We start from the raw sequence: 21,830 nt of genomic DNA, 5'->3' as shown, positions 1-21,830 counted from the left end.
AAGTGTGAGTATAATTACTTACTCTCATATTCTCTATAAGCTGAACTTATTAAAGCTTACGCGACTCTAAATTCCTGTTTCATATTCATTTCAGGCAGGTCATTCATTGAGTCTCTCCATTTCTGGGCCCATTCACTTTGACTATGTTTATAAATTCTAATTAGTTCATCTACAGAGGAATCATGATAATCAACTCTCAGATCTAAAAGAGGAAAGCCTAGTTCTCCACTAACTTTTAGAGCGCTTGAGGTTGAGCGGAGGCTTCGTTTATCTCCACCTACACTTTCTCCTGCATTAAGAGCATCAAGTAGTCTTTTCCCTAATTTAATATTTGGATCACTTTGTTTGAAAACATCAGCCATCACCTCAAGAACTTCAATATTCTCTAGAAAATTGCCAGCTACAGAAAAGTTTTCTCCACTAATATGTCCGCTTGTCTGAAAACATTCTTGACCTGTCCAGCATGCGCTTCTCCCGTACTTATCAATTAAGTGAACCTGTCTTTTTTCTCTGCCAAAATCTTCTTTAATTAAATCTTCCAAAACTATTTTCGAATCAGAGCAGGATTGGAGTGACTCAAGACTTCTTATTCCTAAATAAGGATTAGTTTGCCCTTGAGTTGCAACAGCACCAACCTGTGATCTAACGAATGAAACTGTTGAGCCAACAGCTATATGGCAAGAAGAAACTGCAACACCAAATCTATTTTTTAAAGGATCAAAACCAATAATTGAAAATGTCATTTATATCGTTAGAGGCTTGTCTAAAAAATTCTTATCAATGGAAAATATTGTATTCAATAAAACCTCAATACCATTAGCACATTGATCAAGAGAAGTATATTCCTTATAGGAATGACTCAGACCATTTCTGCTTGGAACAAAAATCATAACCATAGGACAGATCCTTCCTATTTCTTGTGAGTCATGACTTGCTTTGCTTGGTAAGATTCCAGTTTTAAATCCCAACTTTTCAGATTCATGAAATGAAGAGCTCACTAATTTAGGACATGACTTAGTGGGGATCACTTCAAATTGAGGTTCTATCTGTACTACGCATCCAGTACCTTCTTGAATTTCTGAGCATAGATTCTCAATTCTTAAGCTCATTTTCCCAATCACATCTTTATCCAAATCTCTCATATCTATTGTGAATACTGCCTCTCCTGGAATAACATTTGCCGCATTGGGATGTAGTTTCAATTTACCAACAGTTGCGACTGCACTTTCAGAAGTAGTTTTAGCTATCTGTTCAATGCCAACAATAATTTTAGAGGCGGCCAAAAGTGCGTCATTTCTATTTGACATCGGGGTAGTTCCTGCATGATTTGCCTGACCTTTAACCCTAACGGTTATTCTTTTTTGACCTACTATTCCATTAACAATTCCGATATCCAAACCACCATCCTCAAGTACCTTTCCCTGTTCAACATGTAATTCAAGAAAAGCGAATATATCTTTTTTACTTCTTGCCGCACTTTTAATCTCAAGCCAATTTCCACCAATCCGAGAGAGATTATCAATTATTGAGCAAGAATTACTGGTAACAAAATCTTCTTCTTTAACAGATAAATTACCTGTAAAGCCCTTACAACCAATCATTGTCGATTCTTCATCAGCAAAGACAATTATTTCAAATGGTCTATTTAATTTAATGTCATTTTCCTGAAGAAAAAAAGCAATTTCAATTCCTGCAATCACTCCTAAAGTTCCGTCATACTTACCTCCCTTTGGAACAGTGTCGAGATGAGATCCAGTAACAATGGGAGGTAGATTATTATCATGCCCATCTAATCTTGCAATAATATTTCCAGCAGTATCAATTCTTATTTTCAAACCTAATTCCTTAAGGGTTTTCATAAAAAAATTTCTTGCATATATATCTTCATCAGAAAAACCTCTTCTTGAAACAGAACCATTCTCAGAAGCTCCGATTGAAGAAAAAGAATTTATCAAGTCTTGGATTCTCTCCCTATTTATTACCTGTGGCTCTAGGATGTTTAACCCAGCGCTATAACTCATACTTCTATTACTTAAACCTATTTAAGGTCTCTTATTTTTCAAATAAAACCTGTATTGGTTTACACCTTTTCAGAAATTAATTTAAGAAACGAATTCAAACTTTCCAGCCCAAATTATCAGCCATCTTTTGAGCCTTATCAGGGATATCCTCAATTATAAAAATCTTATATAAGATCTGAACGCTTAAAAGATGATTGATTATTGCATCCAATTGTACTTTTTCTGAGGCATCAAGCTCTGAACTAAAAAATTTATTCAGCAAATCATTTACTTCTGTTTCATCCAAGATTCCAAATTCTCTTATCCTTTCAGGACTTAAAAATTCATTCACAATTTCCTGCATAGAACTTAAATTATCTTTATCTGCATGGGAAGGGGGAGCCATGAAAGGAAATTTTTCACGTTTATATAGTGATTCAGGCAGCAATCCTGACATAGCTTCTCTTAAAACATACTTCTCAACATTGTCTTTAATCCTTAATTCAGGGGGAACAGCAACGGCAGCTTCAGCTAGGTGATGATCTAAAAATGCAGGTCTGGCTTCCATTGAATTTGACATATCCACTCTATCTCCACCCCATGTGAGAATTTGGCCCTCAAGCATAGTCTTCATCCAAACGTACTGAGCCTGATCAATTGCGTATCTATTTTCTAACTGTTCAAGGTCAAGTTCCCCAAAAATTGCCGCCCCGGGATCATAAGTTTCCGTTATCTCTTTATATTTACTTGAGACTAGACTTTTCGCATAAGTTTCACATGCAAGCCAAGGTTGAAGGCAACTTGGCGTAAATCCTAAAAATTCCTTGAAAGATTTATTACTTATTTCTTTATTAGCTAGCATCGCGCCCTTGAAAATATCATTTGAATTTTCCAGGTTTTCTTTAAGATTCTCAGATTCTGAATTAGAAATTCCGACGCCATAGGTATACATATCTTTTCTAAAAGCGGGATAGCCTCCAAACAATTCATCTGAGCCCTCTCCTGTCATAACGACCTTATAATTGAGCTCATTCACTCTTTTACTCATAAGGTACTTTGCAATTGCAAGGGTGTTATAAATAGATCTTTCAGTAAACCATAGAACCTTTTCAAAATTCCCATACAGATCATCTCCATTTATTTTTAAAATCTCATGATCTGCATTTGTGGCATCAGCCATCTCTTTTGCTATCGAAGTTTCATCATATCTTTCATCACTGAAGCCAATCGTGAATGCCTTTACTGATTTTTGACTTATGGCAGAAGCCAATCCCAAAATTGAGCAACTATCAATTCCACCGGACAAATAACAGCCGACAGGAACATCAGCGACCATTCTTAATTCAACGGCTCTCAACAATTCTTTTCTAATATTTTCAATAAAATATTTTTCACTTTTATCTCTTTCATAAGTGTTTTTCTTAGGGAAATTTATATCCCAGAATTTTTCCTCTGTTATCTGAAATTTATTATTTACTCTTTTGAACTTAAGGATATATCCGGGTTTAACTTGTTTAACACCGGCGAATGCTGTAGAGCCAGGTACCATTACCTGCATCAATTGATGAACCAGTCCTTCACCTGTAAATTTTCTTTCAACTGATGGATGGGCGAATAATACTTTTAATTCAGAGCCAAATATTAAGGAATCATCGGTCTCAATCCAGTATTGAGGTTTAATCCCAAAACGATCTCTTACAAGATAAAGACAATCCTGTTCTGCATCAAACAATGAAAAGGCAAATTCTCCTCGCAGATAAGATAATGATTCATCAATGCCATATTTCTCATAAAGCCTAAGCAATATTTCCGAATCGCTTTTTGAAGAAAAGCTTACGCCCTGTGCAACAAGATCAGCCCTGATTCTTTGAAAGTCATAAAATTCACCATTATGCGCCATCAGAATCTGATTTTCGGCACCACCGACAAAAGGCTGTCTGGCTCGATTTTCATTTAAATCTATTATCGATAATCTCGCATGACAGAATCCTACAGAAGCATCATCTGATAATTTATATCCAAAACCGTCAGGTCCACGATGGCTTTGAATAGCCGCCATATTTACAAGAGTCTGAGGTTCAACAGATTTATCTTTTGATTTATTAAAAACCCCGCCTATTCCACACATCTATTTAAACGACATCCATCACTCTTGTTGTTCTATCCATCAGACAGGTAAGTAATGCCATTCTTACAAATACCGCTCCTCTTGACTGAGCAAAATACCAATTTTTCGAGGTCTGATCCAATGATGTTGATAATTCAGAACCACGAGCAAGTGGATGCAATATTATGGAATCTTTTTTAAATGGCAACTCACTGTGCAATTTAAATGAACTTCCATGAACCTCATAATTTTCTCCCACCCATGCAATTGCATTTATATAGGTAACGTCCAGGGAAGGCAACACTTTTTGCATATCCGTCTCCAGCTCAATCTTCAGATCAGATTCGATAAGTTGTTCAAGCTGGCCTTCATCAAATAAATCGTTCTGATCAATTGATTTATCATCATAAATAACAATAATTTTTTTTATAAAATATGGAAACTTGCAGAATAATTTCAAAAGAGATCTGACTGTTCTCATACGTGATGGAACTCCGATGATACCAATGGTTATTTTTTCACTATCATCAATTGATTTGTTAACCAGATGCGGTCTCCATTTAAAAATCGTATAAAGATCAGACATCGCCTGAGTGGGATGTTCATCGATTCCGTTACCGGCATTGATTATTGGAATTCTCAATGATTTTGTCATTTCAAAGATCGCCTCATTGTCACTTTCTCTGAGGACAACGCAGTCACCGTAATTATTAAACATATGAGCAATATCCAGATGGGTTTCTCCCTTGGCAATTCCAGTGGAACTTTTATCGGTGATATTTATTGAATCGCCGCCCAGCCTATGCCATGCGCTGTCAAACGATAATCTTGTTCTGGTGCTTGGTTCATAGAAGGCATTTATGAGTATCTTTCCCTTTAGGGGACTGTTATGGGAAATATATCTGTTTGGGTTACTTTCGAATTTTGCAGCCAGCCTGAAAAGTTGTAGAAGACAATCTTTACTGAAGGGGTCTATGGAAATTACATGCCTGTCCAATAACTCATATAGAAATTCCGCTCTTTCCTTTATTTCAGATAATAAATTCTGAGGATGAGTGGAGCCGTAAATATCAGGTCCGATTCTTGAAAAAGAAAATGATTTTTCCTTATGTAAGGTTCTTACTTTACATGATCCCAAAATATTAAAGTTCCAAAATTTGTGCCGATAACTACATTTTTATAAACAAAAATCAATATAGACAAGTAATTTCAAAGAAAAATCTCAGAAAAAATCTAATTAATATCAGTTTCTGTATAGAACTAATACAGAAAATATTTAATTAGGCTCAGAATTTAACAGCATGAACAATTACTTTCAGATTCATGATGAGAAAATTCAAGAGCATCTTCGATATCTCTAAACATGTCAGCTTTTCTTTCTATTTTAGTTAATTGTCTTTGACTGCATAAATAACCTTTTTCAGATTTATAAATTAATTTTGAAAGGCCTTCTTTCTTTTCTTTCTTTTCTTTACATGATGATTCTTACTTTGGGTTGTTCCAATAAACAAGCCGAAAAACAAATAAAAATGCCAATGTTATTTGATACAAAAGAACAGGCTGAAAAAGAAGCTCATAAATTTGATTGTGAAGGTGCTCATCAAATGGGGGATAAATGGATGCCATGCAATATGCACAAACATAACCAATAAAAAAAAGCTAATTGCTCCTTAGTTTAGATCGACTGTCAATCAAAGTTACTTATAACCTTTGACTTCTCATCTAATTTACTTTGAAGTTTTGTTGCCTTATGCAATAAACCTACAGCTTCTTTTCTTCCTGTTGCAATGGATGCTTGATGCAATAATTCAGCATATTTTTTGTTAAGTTTTTTCATTTTTCCTTGTTGTTTAGGGTCATAGACGCAGGCTAGATAAGTAATGGCATTCTTTGAATTTGGTCTATTGGATAGATCAACACAGCTTGGTTATCAGAAAGTATTTGACTCTTGCAGTTGAGAATCTTTTTCATAAATTCTTTAGCTTGGTCAATATTGCTTAGTCTTATCTCTACCTGAGATCTATTAATTTTAACATATGTCATTATTAGACTTCGATCGTGAAGGTTTTTAATTATTATTAAGGGGTGATTTAACCCAGCCTCAGAAGTTGCGGACACGGCGGATTAAATATCCACATAATTGATATTATTATTTTCAATTCGTTCCATAGCCTCTCTTAATTTCTTCAAAATTTTTTTCTTTAACTTTACTTAACCATAGGTGAATATTATTTATTAGATAAAAAAATAAGGGGATGTTTAAATACAGGGAATTCATCGCTCAAATCAAATATAAAGAAGTAATATCTTCCCCTGTATTTTTTATTCCTGTTTTGCTTCTATCCATAATGATTACTATTGAAGGTTTTCACATCTTTAATCACAAACAAAATTGCAAGACTAAAGCTGAGTGGATGGAACAATCAGGAATGACTTATGACAGGGAATCAGAAGTTAATTAATAAAATCTAACGTATAACTTATTCGCAGCAACGTTTTCTATGCGAGGAATGATCTGTCAAAGAAGTTATCCATTCCTTGATCAAAAAGAGAGACTCTTTATTTAGGCTGTAGTAGACCCATCTACCTTCTTGTCTATCAGAGATAAGACCAGCTTCCTTCAAAATTTTTATGTGATATGAAATTCTTGATTGAGATAAATTAGTTAATTTCATAATATCGCAAACACAAACTTCTCCGTCCATCATTAGGTCAATTATTTCTAGCCTAAAAGGATCAGAAAATGAAACCATCAACTTAGATATATTTTCTTTTTTTACTTTGCTACTCTCTTTTAACAATTTTAAAGTAATTAAATTCTCCTAAATATAGCTTAAATAAAAAAGATTTCATTAATAAAACCATCTTGATACATCAAAATATTTTGATGTATAATTTCAATAGGAGATTTCAAAGCTATGAAAATTGGAATTAATGGTTTTGGAAGAATTGGGAGATTAGTTTTCAGAGCATTATGGGATAGAGCTGATATAGAAATAACTCACATTAATGAGATAGCCGGAGATTCGAATGCTGCTGCACATCTACTCGAATTCGATTCAGTCCATGGTAGATGGGTGAAAGATATAAAGGTCAAAGAAGAAGAAATAATAATTGATGGAAAGAAATTAGCCTACACATCTTTTAAAAATTACCTAGATGTTCCTTGGGGAAAATCTTCTGTAGATATTATTTTGGAATGTACAGGAAAGAATAAAAAGCCAGACAAACTAAATCCCTATTTTGATTCTCTCGGGATGAAAAGAGTAATAGTAGCTTGTCCAGTAAAGGGAATTGTTGCAGAAGCTGAATCACTTAATGTTGTTTATGGCATAAATCAAAGTCATTATGACCCTTCCAAACATAAATTAGTAACTGCAGCATCCTGCACTACAAATTGTTTAGCTCCGATAGTAAAGGTAATAAATGAAAATTTTTCAATTAAACATGGCGCTATTACAACTATTCACGATGTCACTAACACTCAAGTTCCTGTAGATTTTTATAAAAGTGATTTGAGGAGAGCAAGAGGATGTATGCAAAGTTTAATACCTACTACTACTGGATCTGCCAAAGCTATCGCTGAGATCTTTCCAGAATTAAAAGGAAAATTAAATGGCCATGCTGTAAGAGTTCCTCTACTTAATGGTTCTTTAACAGATGCAGTTTTTGAATTAAATAAAGAAGTGACAGTTGATCAAGTAAATTTGGCACTTAAAGAAGCTTCAGAAACTTATTTAAAAGGAATTCTTGGCTACGAAGAAAGACCTTTAGTTTCTGCAGATTATGTAAATGACTCTAGAAGTTCAATAGTTGATAGTTTATCAACGATGGTTGTTAATTCAAATTTATTAAAAATATACGCTTGGTATGACAACGAGTGGGGTTACAGCTGCAGACTTGCAGATCTTACTGAATATGTAATCAAAAAAGAGATTTAATTTATGTCTTTATGAAGTTATCTAATATTCAACAATATAGTGTTGTAACAGCAAACTATTGGGCATTCACGCTCACTGACGGCGCATTAAGATTATTAGTTGTTGGTCACTTTCATGAGCTAGGTTACACAACTCTACAAATTGCGTTACTTTTCCTTTTTTATGAGTTTTTTGGAATAATTACTAATTTATATGGTGGTTGGATAGGAGCAAGATATGGTTTAAGGCTTACTTTATGGATTGGGACTATCCTTCAAATCATTGCTCTTTTCATGCTTATTCCAGTTAAGGAGGATTGGCCAGTAATATTTAGTGTCGTATACGTTATGGTTGCTCAGGCAGTCAGTGGGATAGCAAAAGATTTAAACAAAATGAGTGCTAAAAGTGCTGTTAAGACAGTAGTTCCAGAGACAAATGATGGCAATGATACTGGCCAAAAACAACTTTTTAAATGGGTTGCTATTTTAACTGGATCTAAAAATGCTCTTAAGGGAGTTGGTTTTTTCTTGGGTGGACTTTTATATAAGTTATTTGGATTCAATAATGCTGTAGGAATTATGGGTTTTGGACTCTGCTTAGCCTTTTTATTGACATTAATCTTGCCTGGAGAAATTGGCAAGATGAAAACCAAACCAGCTTTAAATGATCTTTTTTCAAAATCAAATGCAATAAATATTCTTTCTGCAGCAAGATTCTTTCTTTTTGGAGCAAGAGATGTTTGGTTTGTTGTAGCTCTTCCAGTATTCCTAGATATTGCATTTGGTTGGGACTACATGGAAATAGGATTATTTCTTGGGGCCTGGGTAATAGGTTATGGAATTGTTCAGGCTTCGGCTCCAGCAATTAGAAAGATATGGGGCCAGAAAGAAAGTCCAGATCGTAAAGCTATCCAATTTTGGAGTGCCGTATTAATGGTCATACCATCTTTGATAGGAGTCGCATTATGGAGAGAAAGTTCTCCATCGATAGCAATAATTTTAGGACTTACTATTTTTGGATTTGTTTTTGCAATGAATTCCTCTACACATTCTTATATGATTTTGGCCTACTCTGATAATAAAAAAGTCAGTTTAAATGTTGGCTTCTATTACATGGCAAATGCTGCAGGAAGACTAGTTGGAACATTACTATCTGGCTTACTATTTATGATTGGGAGAAATCCGAGTATTGGTCTTCAATATTGTCTTTATTTTTCATCACTTCTAATATTATTATCTTGGATTTCGAGTCTTAAATTACCATCAATCAAACAAAGCTTATCATCACCATAAAAACTAATTTTTAGAAATTAGAATATTTAAATGGCAAAAATATCCTTAATTGAACTTGCAAAAATTTTTCTAAAAATTGGTATTTTCAGTTTTGGAGGACCATATGCTCATATTTCTTTATTCGAAGATGAACTTATAAATAATAAAAAATTGATCTCAACCCAATCTTTTGAAAAAGGTATTGGATTATGTCAATTGCTTCCAGGGCCAATATCTACTCAATTAGCAATATATATAGGTCTTGAAATAAATGGTTATCTTGGTGGATTGATATCAGGTATAAGTTTCATTATCCCCGGATTCTTTTCGGTATTAGTTCTTAGCTTTTTTTGGCAAATTTATTCAGGATCAAAATTTCTAAATGATTTAATTTATTTTAATCCTCCTATTATTGCAGGAATAATTTTTTCATTTTCATTAGTTCTTTTAAAAAAAAGATTAAAGTTAGATCGAGTATTATTCTCTAGCTCAATCTTATTTCTACTTATATTTGCAAAATATAATAGTATTCAATTTCCTCTCATAATAATTCTTACTATTGCAGGATTGATAAATATTTTCTTACAGAAATGGAAAAATATTTTTTATAGCTTGGTTCCTTTATCTATATTTTCAACAACCTCATTTTTAAATAGCTCAATCTTTTTGGATATTGCCAAGTTTTATAATTTTTTTAAGCACTCTACAAACTCAAAGTTTTTAATAAATTATCTTAATCTGTTTTTTTTCTTCTTCAAATCGGGACTTTTTATATTTGGAGGCGGATTAGTAATTATTCCTTTAATGAGTGATTATGTTGTCTCGCAAGGATGGTTAACAAATAATGAATTTATTGATGGCATAATGATTGGCCAGATAACACCTGGTCCTGTCTTATTAACTACAAGTTTTATTGGATATAAAGCAGGTTTTTCAATTGGAGGTATTAATGAGGCTTTAAAATATTCATTTATATCAACTTTTGCAATTTTTTTACCAAGCTTTTTATTGATTTTTGTTTTTGGGAAAGGCTTTATAAAAAACAGATTTAAATCTGTTAATTATTTTATCGAAGGAGTAATCAATACAATTCCTGGAGCAGTTATTTTTTCTGGCTTTAATTTAATTGAAGATAGTTTTTCATCAAAATTCTTTTTAATTAGCTCTATTTTTATAGTTTTAATCTCCACACTATTATCTTTTTTAAAAGTAGTTCCAACATACATAATTATTCTTTTTTCTTTAATATTAGGTTTATCAAAATATTTGTTTGCATAAAAAAATGAGGAAGTAAATTCCCCCTTTTAAGTGTTTGTCTTACGGTTTATTTACCGATTCTTTTTACAGCAGCTCTTGATTTCTCAAGAATATCGCCTTTCAAAGGAACAAATCCAAGTGATGGAGCTTTATCTTGATACTCATCACTTAACAATGTATTAAAGGCTTGTTTGATAGCTTTAGTGTTTCTACCATTACCTTCTTCATAGGCGAGTATCCATGTCAATGAAGCGATAGGGTACGCTCCTTTTGCCGTTGGATTAGGGTTCTTACCAGCAAGATTTTCATCTAAAGTAATACCATTAAGAGCTTTTGCTCCTGCTTCAACTGTAGGCTTTACATATTCTCCAGAAAGATTTTGGAGTGCAGCGGCCTTAACATTACCTTTTATATAAGACTGGTTAACATAACCAATTGCACCAGGAGTGTTTTGTATAACTCCAGCGACACCAGAATTACCTTTCGCACCAACACCTCCCGGCCATTTCACAGACTTACCTGTCCCTAATGTCCAGGTTTTTGAAAACGCTTCCATAGAGTTTGTGAAAGCTTTTGTTGTACCTGATCCATCAGAACGATGAGTCCAAGTCAATTTCCCTGGTTTACAACCTAATTCTTTCCAATCTTTAATCATTCCCATAGCAACTTGTACTGCTTTCTCTTGGGAAAGTTTTAAATTGCAGTCGTAGTTATAACCAAATGCAATAGTTCCACCAACCATAGGTATCTGTACTAATCCTCTGGTAACTTTTGCTATATCTTTATCTTTCATGGGATCATCAGAAGCACCGAAGTTTACAGTCTGATCAATAAATGCTTTTCTTCCAGAACCAGAACCAACAGCTTGATAATTAACTCTTGGGCCGCCAGATTTTGCTAAATCAAAAAACCATCGAGTATAGATTTTGGCAGGAAATGATGCTCCAGCACCACTTAATCTTGTTCTAGCAGAAACACTTGTACCAGGAACACTTGTACCAGCAGCAATGGCTACTGCAGAAGTAAAGACCAAAGCTTTCTTAGCTATGTTCATTGATTTCATGAATTAACGAAAGACAACATCTTTATAGCACTTAATTTGAACACAAATACTATCTAAATTAAAAGTTTATCTTTTAATTAATTAGTTCTTAACCCTCTCTTAAACTAAATCTTGATTAGAGCTTTTTTCGTTTGGTTTTGAAAATATTTAAAAATAAACTTAGGTTGATTTTTAACATTTATACAAACAATCATGAAAAATATGTAATTTTTTTTTCTCAATTTAAGGGTAGTTTAAGGTCTATTTAAATCTTTCTTTTTGACTTTATTTCTTACCCTTTTCTTAACCTTAATACGTTCTCATAAATATGGATTTATATCCATTTTTACGTGTTGAGGTTCATGAAACTTTTTCAAAAATTAATTGCTGCTCCTGCCTTAATTTCTTTGGCATCAGGTTTCGCAATAAACGCAGCTGAGATCAATTCAACAGATCTTAGTGATTATTCAAATTCTAATGATTTAGTATCTTTAGGCGATTTTAAATCAGATACTTTATTCCCAGGAGATTGGGCTTACGATTCATTAAAGGATCTTACAAATAGTCCAAAATTCAATGGAAACTCAGTCTCTCGTTTAGAAGCTGCTGCTGAATTAAGTAATCTAATTGCAGGTGGTGAAGGCTTAATGAACGGCGCTGCAATAGACAGATTAAGTGATGAGCTTGGTTCTGAGTTGGCAATTATGAAAGGAAGAGTGGATGGCCTTGAAGCTCGTGTTAATGGAATTGAAGCTGGCAGTTTCTCAGAAACTACTACTTTTAAAGGTGTAGGTGAATTCTTGATCGGTGCCTCCAGTAATGGTGGTACTGATAGTGATGAAGCTGTTATGGCTCACTATCATTACTCATTCGATTTAAATACATCTTTTACTGGTGAAGACAAATTAAACGTTGAGATATCATCAGGGAACCAAATCACTTCTGCAAACAGTGATACTGGGAGGACTGTAGGTGAAGTTCTCGATTTCGGAGAGCCCGCATCAGATGCTTTAAGAATCGAAGATATTAACTACACTTTCCCTGTAGGAGAATGGAAATTATCCGTTGGTGAGTCAATGGATGCTTCCAAAAACTGGCCAAATGCCTGTGCAGTAAACAACATCGTTGATGCATTAGGAGATTGTGGAGCTGCAAACTCTGTTGATCTATCAGGAGATATTTCTTTTAGTGCTGGCAGAAGTTTTGGAGATGGATGGGATGTAGGTATAGGAGTTTCAGCAAATGATGGTGAAACTGCAAAAGGTATGTTCACTAAGGAAGGAGCTGATTACTACGGGGCTGCTCTCGGATACTCATCAGATAATTATGCTGTAACTCTTGCTTACTCTGATAAAGATAATGCTTCATACTGGGGGGCTACAGCTGCTTATGCTCCAGATGGGTTCCCAACAATAAGCGGTGGTGTTGAATTTGGAAATCCTGAATCATCTTCAGAAAATACTACTCAATATGTAGTAGGTCTCTCTTCCGATCTTGGTGAGGGTAACCTATCAGCATCATTGGGAACAAAATCTGGTTACACGGATTCACAAACAGAGCTATACGCTTACGACGTTAGTTACTCTTATCCATTAAACGATGCTATGACTATTACTCCATTTGTTTATGTTGTTGAGCAAACCGGTGATGATGATACTGGGATTGGTGTAATTACATCATTCAAATTCTAATCAGAATAACAATGTTCAAAAGACCTCCAGATTGGAGGTCTTTTTTTTCCATCCTATAAATCTGTATTAAGACAAGGAAAGATAGTTTCAAAAATTGCTCCACCATCCTTATGATTAAAAGCCTTTATAAAACCTTTATTGTTGTTGATTATTTTTTTTGTTATTGAAAGACCTAAACCACTACCACTTTTCTTGAATTTTGTCCTTGATGGATCACCTCTATAAAAACGAGAGAAAATATCATTAAATTCATTTTCTTCTAATCCAATACCTTTATCTCTAACTCTTATAACAACAGAGCTATCTCTTTTAAAAATTTCAATTTGAATTTCTTCATTAGCTGGGGAATAACGAATAGCATTGTCCAAAATATTTATAAAAGCTCTTTTTAAATTTTCAATATCACCAGATATAAAATATTTTGTTGGTATCAGTAAATTTATTTTTACATCTTTTTTTTCTGCAAGTGGTTTTATGGTTTGCCAAGATTCCATAACTAAATCTGAAATAGATACTTTTTTATTTTCTTGAAAAGCGTCGTTACTTTCTAGCTTAGAAAGTTCTAAAGTTTCTTCGACCATTTTTCTTAATCTTTTAGATTCTTTCTTAAGTCTTTTAACAAGATATCTATCTTTCTTTGATACTACTGCCTCCAGTCTTTCGCCTATCAAAATAAGAGATGTAAGAGGTGTTTTCAGTTCATGAGACACATCATTGATTAATTGATTCTGTCTTTTTTTTATGGATTCAATTGATAATTTACTCTCCAACAATATTAAATAATTTTTTTTCCTTGCTCTAACAATATTTACAGAAATGGGTTCCCCCGAAATAATGCAATCTAGGCTGATTGGGAAATCTTTTTTTCTTGAATATAAAATCTTATTTCTTAGTACTTCGAGCTCATTAATATCATTAATTGCTTTTCCAATAACATCTTTATATTTAATAAACTTAATGAGAGATAAACCTTTCTGATTGATAAATTTTATTGTTAGATCAGATGACAAAATCATCCATCCTTGAGATGAATAATCTAACCAAGATAAAATTTGCTGTGGTTTAACTTTATCAAATGGAAAATCAAAAATTTCTTGGTTCTTAGTTAATTCAATATTTTTATTATTTTTTGAAAATCCTTTAACCTTGGTTTTCCATTTCTCATAAAAGAAAGTTAATACCTCTTGTAGCGTTTTCATTTTCATCCAAACTTATATCCAAAGCCTCTAACAGTTTTAAGAAACTTTGGAGCTGAGGGATCTTCTTCTAATTTCTCTCTGAGCCACCTAACATGCACATCTACAGTTTTAGTATCACCGATAAAATCAATTTCCCATATTTTTTCAAGTATTAAATCTCTTGACCATACCCTTTTAGGATTTTTCATAAATAATTCTAATAATTTAAATTCTTTTGGAGATAATGTTATTTCTCTATCGAAAGAAGTTACCCTACATTCTTCCAGAAACATTTTTATATGATTAAACTCTATGACGGTTTTTGAGTTTTCTAGACTTTTTTTATTACGTTTAGATCTTCTTATTAAGGCTCTTGATCTAGCAATTAATTCATTTAAACCAAAAGGTTTTGTTAAATAATCATCTGCACCAACTTCTAAACCAAGAACCCTGTCTGATTCATTATCTTTAGCACTCAAAATTAGTATGGGTGTATAATTTTCTTCATTTCTTATTTTTCTGCATAACTCTAATCCATTTAACCCTGGCAACATTAAATCGAGAATTATTAGGTCAACATCACTTTTAGAATCATTACTAATAAAGTCTAATGCAGTTAAACCATCTTTGAAACTTAATACTCTAAAACCTTCGCTATTCAATGTCTCACTGACTGTCAACCTAATACTCTTGTCATCCTCTACAAGAAGAATTTTTGAGTCTTGCAAACTTTTATGATCTTTAATAGCCATTTGAAAACCCAACAAATTAATTTTATATAATCAAATTTATTTGATGTAATTATTTCACATTTACTTTACATTCAATGCTTATTTTTTATTCGATCTTATTAGCTTTTTAATTTTTCCTTAAACCTGTTTATTTAATATAAAAATGCTTCTTTAATTTTCCTCACACAAACATATTAAAGAAGCAAACTTATTTACTTTTAAGGAAGATCATGTAATTTAATATCCCATCGAAGCGTAAAAATAATCGTCATCTTCATCTATATTTGATACTACCCATTCTGGCGGAAAGTCACCAATTTTTACATATTGATAAAGCTTATCAACATCTGGATCGTAATAAGTATCGTTGATTTTTGGATCTTTAACTACTTTGCTTGGATGCATAATAAAAATTATTTCTACTCTTTTTTTATAGATTATTTAGTTTAAAGCAGCTTTAAATCTCATTTAAATATTTTCATTTGATCTATTTAACCTAAGACTAATTTAACTTGTAGTTAGTCTTGATTGTTTTAATTAACGATTTTTTCGGATCTTTATTTGGATAACAATTAACAATTCTATATTTACCCCCTTTTCTATCTGTCTCAACAAGAGTAAATTGAACAAATTTTTCTTTATCAGCACTTGAAAAATCTTTTACTTCTATTTTGATTATTTCTTCATTTTCACTTTCAATTATTCTGGATTTACCTCCACAAAGACGAACAGCAGTTTCTTTAGTTACATAAAATAATTTTTTTTCATCATTAATGGATGATTTACCTTTCGTAATAGAAATTTCATCTTTTGTAATGGATAATTCTTCTTGGGTAATGGATAATTCATCTTTTGTACTGCAAGAAGTAAGAATAAGAATAAATACAACCAGTAGCTTTTTCATATTTTTTTTAAATGATAAATTCACTTGTAATTGCTTTTAATTGTTTTTTATTTAGTTGGGTAAGATAGCTAAATGCTCCTTATTTTAGGTCGACTGTCAATCAATAAGAAGCTCCTCCTGATTCCTCAAGTAATTCATATTTATCTTTTTTCTCATACCACTGATTTAAATCTTCATCACTTACTGTTTTAAATAAAAATAAGGATATCTTTTCTAAATAATCAGCAATATAAATTCTAGAAATTGGGTTTAGAGAAACAAAAATTATGGTAATTAAAACTAATAAAAGCTCAACTAGGAGTATGGGTTTCATTCGGAAATTTAAATTGAGGTTCCTCTTTTTTGATTTGGGGAAAGTTCATTTTCTGGAAAAATTTCTTTTAAATTTTCTGGAAAGAAAAACTCTAGTTTCCTTCTCATATCTCCTTCATATAAATATTCTTTGTTGGGGACTTTAAAAGTATCTCTTACTAATCGAACATTTATTTTTTCCTTTTTACCTGACTCATTAATTCTTAATAAGACTAATTTAATTGGCTTATCTATTGGTCCTTTTATGAGAGAAACAGCCTCTGTAATACCCATTCCTTTAGTTGATTTCCCATCTATTTTGATAATTACATCATTTGGTTGAATGTCAGCGGAAGCGGCAGGAGAGTCATTTATTACAGATTGAATAGTTAATTCAGCAGTATCACTATTAAGAAAGAGCCTTATTCCTATCCCAGATATTTCTTTATCTTTTTTGCGAGAAAATTTTTTATTAGTATTCACGCAACCTGCATAATCTCGTGCTTCTAAACATTTTTTATGTAATTCATCAGATATTCCAGCCTGAACAGAAGTAGATAAGGTTAGTGCCGATATTAGTGGGAATAGAAGTCTTTTCATTTGTTAATCACAACAACTTTCCGTTTTTGCTGAAGAAGTCCAAGATGATTCTTCCATTGTTGAAAGGTCAACTCTATGGGTTGCCATCCAGTCACCATTAGCTTCGACAAACTTCTGAACATTACCTTCTGGAGCTTGATGAATAACAATAACTTTTTGAGGATCTTCCTTACTTACTCCTCTAAAAAGTGGCTTGATATCAAATTCTGAATGCCTTTTATCTGCTTCTGCACTATCAAATATTGCAGCCCATTCATCGAAAGTACTTTCAATTTTAAAAGTAAACACGGAGGTAACTGAACAAGACATAAAAAAGGAGCTTACTTCCCTTTTATTTTAGATCGACTGTCAATCAAGTAAATATTATAATTTTTTAGCGGCAACTTCCCTTGCATCCTTTAATGCAAAAGTTGATAAATAAGTATCCTGATGAATTTTTACAGAATGTCCCATTGATTCAGCAGCGTTTGCAGTTGATAGATCAGATTTTGTAGATTTAATGCCCCAATAATGTCTAAGGTCATAAAGTTGGAATTTTTCTTTTTTATCTTTAAAATAATCCCTTAACCACTTAGCCATTGCATAACCTTCAGCAGCAGCTTTTTCAGCGTCATAATTATCTACTCCTATCATTTCCAAATTTCTTCGAACATTCATAAGATCAAATTCTTCTACATAACTCTTAGGTAGTGCATAACAATATTTAAGTTTCATTTTTGCATCTTCTTTATTGTTGTTAGAACATTCAGCAACATGACCTTCTACTGGTTTAAGAGTCCATACTTCACTAACTCGACAACCATAAGTAAAAATTGCAGCAATAGCCCAGCCGAATCTTGGGTGGCTTCTTAATTCTTTAACGGTGTTATACATTAACTCTGGATCTTTTGCTTCTCTAGTTAATGGCTCATATTTAAGTTTTTCAGAAAACTTCTTAACTTCTTTTAAATCTGGAATCTCTGCAAAGGTGGCAAGCCTTAGACAATATTTCATCATGTCGAATCTAGTTTTTTCAGTTTTAAACTTTTTGACAGTAGAAATTATGTAATCAGCAGTAAGTAGTTTGTGATGTTCTAACTTGATTGAGTCTGGCTTAGTAAGTTTATTTCTTGGGGCTAAGTATTGAGCAATAGATTTCCAGTTTCTTTTTTTCTTAGGAGTCATTTCTACTTCGCCACTCCAAAAATCTTCTTCAAAGGCTTTATAAATATCACTAATTTTTAGGCTCTTCTTTTGTGCAGCCAGTTTTTCTTCGTCAGCCAACCATTCATTCCATATAAATAATCTAGAAATTTTTTGACTACTTAACTTAAGAGCAAGTTTTTTGGCCTTAATTAAATTAGTATCCTCTGCAGTCAATCTAGTTGGAATCCGCTGTTGTTTTAACTTTGTCCAATCAGGGTCATATTTATCTGGAAGCATTGCCCTAAGATATAAACTTTGCCTTCGGTTCTGAATAGTAACGCCAACCTTATCTATTTTTAATTCATTATTAATTGCTTCTAATTTGTTTTGAAATAGTGTCATTTTTGTTTGTTCGGAGGGACTAGAGCCAACTAATTTTTAGCGTGGCCTACTAATGTGGCCTAAATATAGCCAGAAATAGACCTTTATACCAATTCGTCCCGTCAGAGGTACTCAATGAAATTCCTATATTTCTAAACCCGTTGAAGCTATTACTATGACATCAATTACTAGACTATGACTGCCTTCTTATGCTATAATTATTTAGTTCGGATACAGCTGAATAACCCGCTGGAGGGGTGGTCGAGTGGTTTAAGGCTCTAGTCTTGAAAACTAGCGTATCTGCAAGGGTACCGTGGGTTCGAATCCCACCCCCTCCGTTCAAATAAAGGGAACCGAATAATATAAACGCCTTTCTGAAACGTTTTTGTTAGGATAAATTTTATTTAGATATATGAGTAAAGGATTTGCCACAGATAATTTAGTATCCAAAAAATCAAAAAAAGTTATTTCAAGTGAACCGCAAGGAAGATTAATATCTTGGTCTCCTTGGCCACCTGCTAATTTTCAAACGCGATATCCTGCTTTCCCTTTTGTTCTTACAATATTGATTATAGTGATCGGGCAATGGTACATTTCTCTACTAAGATGACCCTAAACTGTGCTTTTATTTAAATTAGGATGAATTAAGTTTGAGAATTTATTTTGTTTTTTTCAATTTTATTATTTGCCCACTTTCAAGCGGCAATCATTCCAATACTATTAGGTATTAGATCGCTCAATAAATTCAAACATATAAGCAAGAACAAATTGATACCTTTCGGTTTTATTTTTTTAGGATTGGCATCGATTTCTGAAATGATAGATCATACCCAAACATCTTGGATTTATGTAGATCATGCCTCTTTATTTAATTGGTTATTTTATTCTTTCCTATCTTTAGGTCTAACATGTTTATCGATATCAGTTATAAAAAATAAATTTATTCAAAAAACTAATTTTTGTATTTCTTTATGTTCAATAATCTCATATTTTTTATTTGATAAATCTATTGCTCTTCTTTTTCAAGTAATAATAAGTATCCTTCTAATTATTAATTGGCAAAGAGTTTTTAAAGATTGGCTTTTTATCCTTTACCCAATATTTGGTATTTTTCTTACGACTTTCTTTGGAACAAAGCTCTCAATTAGTGGCGATCAATTTTGGCATATTTTAATAGGCCCATCTGGAACAATTAGCGTTCTAACCTTTTATTTAGTATTGAAGAGATCGGGCAAAAAATTTACTTAAGATTCTTATGAAAACATTTGTATTTACAAGTTTTATAGTGTGCTTAGTCACAATAATCTCTCCAGTAAGAATCCTTGCTGATACGGCACTTGATGTGTACATGAATGATTTTTATTCTAAATCGAATGAAGCTAGCCAGATTCTTAAAGAAATCGAAAATAGTCTAAAGGAGGGATCAAGAAAAAAAGTATGTTCTAGGCAAAGAGAAGCCGCAAGATTAGGCCTATTAGCTAATAAATCATTAATTAAAGCCTTTGAAATAGAGGGAGCTAATCCACCAATGCAAGCAATAAAGGCAAGTCAACAAAGATGGGAATCAATTCTGAATGAGTGCTGACGAAAGTCAGTAAATCTATAAATCTTTTTAAATTTGCATTCTTGCAGATTTACTAATTAAGGGAATTTCAGGTTCAACTCCATAAATACATTGAGAAATCGAATAAATAAAAATACATAGTGTAAATATAAAAATTATTGAGCCTAATTCAACTATGGGAAATATTCTCAAGAGATATGAAATTATTATTAAAGCAATATCAATTAATAAAGCTTGGCATGCATTATATCTAACGAAATAGGGAATATTTGGATTTCTTACTAATCCAGCAAACAAAATTATAAATAATAAAAAGCTACCAAAAGGCAAAGATTTTTCAATTATTGCTATCGGAAAAGTTAGTAATAATAGTATTTTTAAAAAAGAATATTTATAGAACAAAAAATATCCAAAAGGTATTGATGCCTTTAATGGCAAAGTATACAAAAATACTGATGAGAGTCTTTGGAATATCTGATTCAATATATTATTGAAATTTCGTATTTATATTTTAGCCTAATTTTTTGAACATATTAAAAAGACTTACTTTCAAAAAAATCAACTTTGGCAGATGGTTATTAAATATTAGATAATTGATTCAGGTTCATAATTCAAAATGCGTATCCTACATACAATGTTGAGGGTTGGAGATTTAGATAAATCCATTGATTTCTACGTCAATAGATTAGGAATGAATTTATTACGAAAAAAGGATTACCCTCATGGAAAATTCACTTTGGCATTTGTTGGTTATGGCTCAGAAAAAGAAAACTCAGTAATTGAATTAACTTATAACTGGGACAAAAAGTCTGAAGACTATGAGCTTGGAGATAAGTATGGTCATATAGCTATTGGAGTAAAAGATATTCATCTAATTTGCCAAGAATTAGAAAAAAATGGTTGTAAAATTACAATCAAACCTAAAACAATGAAAAACAGTACTACTGTCTTGGCTTTTATTGAGGATCCTGATGGATATAAAATTGAACTTATTGAAAGAGATTAAAAGCTCAGAAGTTTTTAATTAAATAAACAAATATCTAAAATTTAAAAAGATTGAATTATCAAATATATCGTTTTAAATTAGCGAAAAATACCTCTAAGATCACTTTGGATGGATTCCGAAGTTTCAATCATTATGTAAGATTATTTCTAAGACCAGGAATTATTAAAAATAAAATTAAAAATTTACAATCTATATTAATTCTATTTAGAATACGTAGACAATCTATATAGATTTATATATCATAGAATTATCTTATAAAGCTTATGCCTAGTAATTGGTCAAAAATAAGAGATGAATGGCTTGATAGAACCGCGATTGCGGAAGATGATGCTAAATGGGCATTAGAGGCTTTAATTAATTCTGAAGAAGAGTTATTTGAAATAGAACAAAAAATAAAGAATAAAGAGGACGCTATAAGCCAAGTAAAATTTTTGAAGAAAAAGGTTAAAGAAACTATTTCCTCTAAGGAAATTAGTCTCGACGATATTGCATTAAATACTTCAAATTCAAACAAAGTACAGATCTCAGTACCATCAAATCTTACTTATCTTTTGAAAGTTTGGGCCGCAGCAGAAGGAAGAGACCTATCAAGTGTTGCTTTTCAATGTTTAGAAACTGGTATAAGGGAAATGAAAAGCAAAGGTTCAATACCTTCAATAGCAGTAAATAGATATGACTCGGCCTGTCAAAAGAGGATTGCACTAGCAGAAGTAAACAATCTATTGGAGAAATACGAATTAGCTCAGAATGAAATCAAATAAT

General features: G+C 32.4%; 28 protein-coding genes and 1 tRNA gene. 12 read left to right on the top strand and 17 right to left on the bottom strand.

Annotated features, from left to right (window positions below):
- Positions 1-56: 56 nt before the first annotated feature.
- The 4 genes from AMO19_RS06880 to AMO19_RS06865 form a co-directional block, all read right to left on the bottom strand.
- Positions 57-743, bottom strand: coding sequence for a DUF1028 domain-containing protein (locus AMO19_RS06880; RefSeq protein WP_075507845.1), 687 nt, complete (start codon positions 741-743; stop codon positions 57-59).
- On the bottom strand, positions 744-2,021 hold the full coding sequence (locus AMO19_RS06875; RefSeq protein ID WP_075507844.1) for a M20 family metallo-hydrolase: 1,278 nt from the start codon (positions 2,019-2,021) through the stop codon (positions 744-746).
- A 94-nt stretch (positions 2,022-2,115) separates the two neighbouring features.
- On the bottom strand, positions 2,116-4,128 hold the full coding sequence (gene asnB / locus AMO19_RS06870) for an asparagine synthase (glutamine-hydrolyzing) (protein WP_075507843.1): 2,013 nt from the start codon (positions 4,126-4,128) through the stop codon (positions 2,116-2,118).
- Positions 4,129-4,132: 4 nt separating this feature from the next.
- Positions 4,133-5,245 carry an aspartate/ornithine carbamoyltransferase family protein gene (locus AMO19_RS06865; protein WP_257008977.1) on the bottom strand — a complete coding sequence of 371 codons (1,113 nt, stop codon included), beginning with the start codon at positions 5,243-5,245 and terminating at the stop codon, positions 4,133-4,135.
- A gap of 301 nt (positions 5,246-5,546) precedes the next feature.
- Here AMO19_RS06865 and AMO19_RS06860 point away from each other — a divergent pair, with 301 nt between their 5' ends.
- On the top strand, positions 5,547-5,759 hold the full coding sequence (locus AMO19_RS06860; protein WP_257008765.1) for a DUF3721 domain-containing protein: 213 nt from the start codon (positions 5,547-5,549) through the stop codon (positions 5,757-5,759).
- 35 nt (positions 5,760-5,794) lie between these two features.
- Here AMO19_RS06860 and AMO19_RS08580 read toward each other — a convergent pair whose 3' ends face one another.
- Both AMO19_RS08580 and AMO19_RS08310 read right to left on the bottom strand, forming a co-directional pair.
- Positions 5,795-5,944, bottom strand: coding sequence for a hypothetical protein (locus AMO19_RS08580; RefSeq protein ID WP_179850531.1), 150 nt, complete (start codon positions 5,942-5,944; stop codon positions 5,795-5,797).
- Positions 5,945-5,976: 32 nt separating this feature from the next.
- Positions 5,977-6,225, bottom strand: coding sequence for a hypothetical protein (locus AMO19_RS08310; protein WP_146255936.1), 249 nt, complete (start codon positions 6,223-6,225; stop codon positions 5,977-5,979).
- A gap of 137 nt (positions 6,226-6,362) precedes the next feature.
- On the opposite strand from AMO19_RS08310, the gene AMO19_RS06855 reads away from it, so the two are divergent.
- A complete protein-coding gene (locus AMO19_RS06855) occupies positions 6,363-6,569 on the top strand; it encodes a hypothetical protein (protein ID WP_075507841.1) in 207 nt (68 codons plus the stop codon).
- Positions 6,570-6,587: 18 nt separating this feature from the next.
- On the opposite strand, the gene AMO19_RS06850 is transcribed toward AMO19_RS06855, so the two are convergent.
- Entirely contained in the window at positions 6,588-6,860 is a 273-nt protein-coding gene (locus tag AMO19_RS06850) for an ArsR/SmtB family transcription factor (RefSeq protein WP_075508055.1), read from the bottom strand.
- A 165-nt stretch (positions 6,861-7,025) separates the two neighbouring features.
- Between AMO19_RS06850 and AMO19_RS06845 the strand changes: the two genes are divergently transcribed.
- The 3 genes from AMO19_RS06845 to chrA are packed head-to-tail and all read left to right on the top strand — an operon-like array spanning position 7,026 to position 10,576.
- Positions 7,026-8,048, top strand: coding sequence for an ArsJ-associated glyceraldehyde-3-phosphate dehydrogenase (locus tag AMO19_RS06845; RefSeq protein ID WP_075507840.1), 1,023 nt, complete (start codon positions 7,026-7,028; stop codon positions 8,046-8,048).
- A gap of 11 nt (positions 8,049-8,059) precedes the next feature.
- Positions 8,060-9,319 (top strand): organoarsenical effux MFS transporter ArsJ, encoded by a 1,260-nt coding sequence (gene arsJ / locus AMO19_RS06840; RefSeq protein WP_075507839.1) that lies wholly within the window; start codon positions 8,060-8,062, stop codon positions 9,317-9,319.
- Positions 9,320-9,349: 30 nt separating this feature from the next.
- Positions 9,350-10,576, top strand: a complete 1,227-nt coding sequence (chrA, locus tag AMO19_RS06835) for a chromate efflux transporter (protein ID WP_075507838.1) — start codon at positions 9,350-9,352, stop codon at positions 10,574-10,576.
- A 46-nt stretch (positions 10,577-10,622) separates the two neighbouring features.
- Here chrA and pstS read toward each other — a convergent pair whose 3' ends face one another.
- Positions 10,623-11,609, bottom strand: a complete 987-nt coding sequence (gene pstS, locus AMO19_RS06830; protein ID WP_075508054.1) for a phosphate ABC transporter substrate-binding protein PstS — start codon at positions 11,607-11,609, stop codon at positions 10,623-10,625.
- Between the two features lie 350 nt (positions 11,610-11,959).
- Between pstS and AMO19_RS06825 the strand changes: the two genes are divergently transcribed.
- The gene (locus AMO19_RS06825; RefSeq protein ID WP_075507837.1) at positions 11,960-13,288 is read left to right on the top strand and encodes a carbohydrate porin; all 1,329 of its coding nucleotides are present in this window, start codon (positions 11,960-11,962) and stop codon (positions 13,286-13,288) included.
- Between the two features lie 53 nt (positions 13,289-13,341).
- On the opposite strand, the gene AMO19_RS06820 is transcribed toward AMO19_RS06825, so the two are convergent.
- From AMO19_RS06820 to AMO19_RS06790, 8 genes are all read right to left on the bottom strand, one after another.
- Positions 13,342-14,487: a sensor histidine kinase gene (locus tag AMO19_RS06820; protein WP_257008976.1), complete on the bottom strand. Its 1,146-nt coding sequence runs from the start codon at positions 14,485-14,487 to the stop codon at positions 13,342-13,344.
- Positions 14,488-14,489: 2 nt separating this feature from the next.
- Positions 14,490-15,218, bottom strand: a complete 729-nt coding sequence (locus tag AMO19_RS06815; RefSeq protein WP_082302708.1) for a response regulator transcription factor — start codon at positions 15,216-15,218, stop codon at positions 14,490-14,492.
- 216 nt (positions 15,219-15,434) lie between these two features.
- Positions 15,435-15,602: a hypothetical protein gene (locus AMO19_RS08575; RefSeq protein WP_179850530.1), complete on the bottom strand. Its 168-nt coding sequence runs from the start codon at positions 15,600-15,602 to the stop codon at positions 15,435-15,437.
- Between the two features lie 97 nt (positions 15,603-15,699).
- Positions 15,700-16,101, bottom strand: a complete 402-nt coding sequence (locus AMO19_RS06810) for a hypothetical protein (RefSeq protein WP_075507835.1) — start codon at positions 16,099-16,101, stop codon at positions 15,700-15,702.
- A 100-nt stretch (positions 16,102-16,201) separates the two neighbouring features.
- A complete protein-coding gene (locus AMO19_RS06805) occupies positions 16,202-16,414 on the bottom strand; it encodes a hypothetical protein (RefSeq protein WP_075439674.1) in 213 nt (70 codons plus the stop codon).
- An 8-nt stretch (positions 16,415-16,422) separates the two neighbouring features.
- Positions 16,423-16,992 (bottom strand): S41 family peptidase, encoded by a 570-nt coding sequence (locus AMO19_RS06800; RefSeq protein ID WP_075507834.1) that lies wholly within the window; start codon positions 16,990-16,992, stop codon positions 16,423-16,425.
- 3 nt (positions 16,993-16,995) lie between these two features.
- Positions 16,996-17,301: a DUF3764 family protein gene (locus AMO19_RS06795; protein WP_075507833.1), complete on the bottom strand. Its 306-nt coding sequence runs from the start codon at positions 17,299-17,301 to the stop codon at positions 16,996-16,998.
- 54 nt (positions 17,302-17,355) lie between these two features.
- Positions 17,356-18,519, bottom strand: coding sequence for a hypothetical protein (locus AMO19_RS06790; protein ID WP_075507832.1), 1,164 nt, complete (start codon positions 18,517-18,519; stop codon positions 17,356-17,358).
- Between the two features lie 230 nt (positions 18,520-18,749).
- Here AMO19_RS06790 and AMO19_RS06785 point away from each other — a divergent pair.
- The 4 genes from AMO19_RS06785 to AMO19_RS06770 all read left to right on the top strand — a co-directional run bounded on the left by AMO19_RS06785 (position 18,750) and on the right by AMO19_RS06770 (position 20,083).
- Positions 18,750-18,836, top strand: a tRNA-Ser gene (locus AMO19_RS06785).
- Positions 18,837-18,910: 74 nt separating this feature from the next.
- Positions 18,911-19,108, top strand: a complete 198-nt coding sequence (locus AMO19_RS06780; protein ID WP_075507831.1) for a hypothetical protein — start codon at positions 18,911-18,913, stop codon at positions 19,106-19,108.
- 53 nt (positions 19,109-19,161) lie between these two features.
- Positions 19,162-19,746, top strand: a complete 585-nt coding sequence (locus tag AMO19_RS06775; protein WP_075507830.1) for a hypothetical protein — start codon at positions 19,162-19,164, stop codon at positions 19,744-19,746.
- A 7-nt stretch (positions 19,747-19,753) separates the two neighbouring features.
- The gene (locus tag AMO19_RS06770; RefSeq protein ID WP_075507829.1) at positions 19,754-20,083 is read left to right on the top strand and encodes a hypothetical protein; all 330 of its coding nucleotides are present in this window, start codon (positions 19,754-19,756) and stop codon (positions 20,081-20,083) included.
- Positions 20,084-20,110: 27 nt separating this feature from the next.
- Here the strand turns inward: AMO19_RS06770 and AMO19_RS06765 are convergent, their stop codons facing one another.
- Complete coding sequence (locus AMO19_RS06765; RefSeq protein WP_075507828.1) at positions 20,111-20,545, bottom strand: Tic20 family protein; 435 nt, start codon at positions 20,543-20,545, stop codon at positions 20,111-20,113.
- Between the two features lie 133 nt (positions 20,546-20,678).
- Between AMO19_RS06765 and gloA the strand changes: the two genes are divergently transcribed.
- Both gloA and AMO19_RS06755 read left to right on the top strand, forming a co-directional pair.
- Positions 20,679-21,068, top strand: coding sequence for a lactoylglutathione lyase (gene gloA / locus AMO19_RS06760; RefSeq protein WP_075507827.1), 390 nt, complete (start codon positions 20,679-20,681; stop codon positions 21,066-21,068).
- A gap of 263 nt (positions 21,069-21,331) precedes the next feature.
- Positions 21,332-21,829 carry a VHS domain-containing protein gene (locus AMO19_RS06755; RefSeq protein WP_075507826.1) on the top strand — a complete coding sequence of 166 codons (498 nt, stop codon included), beginning with the start codon at positions 21,332-21,334 and terminating at the stop codon, positions 21,827-21,829.
- The last annotated feature ends 1 nt before the right edge of the window (position 21,830 follow it).

The organism is Prochlorococcus marinus (assembly GCF_001180245.1).
GTDB classification, from domain to species: Bacteria; Cyanobacteriota; Cyanobacteriia; order PCC-6307; family Cyanobiaceae; genus Prochlorococcus_A; species Prochlorococcus_A marinus_F.
This window is presented reverse-complemented; position numbering and strand designations above follow the sequence as displayed.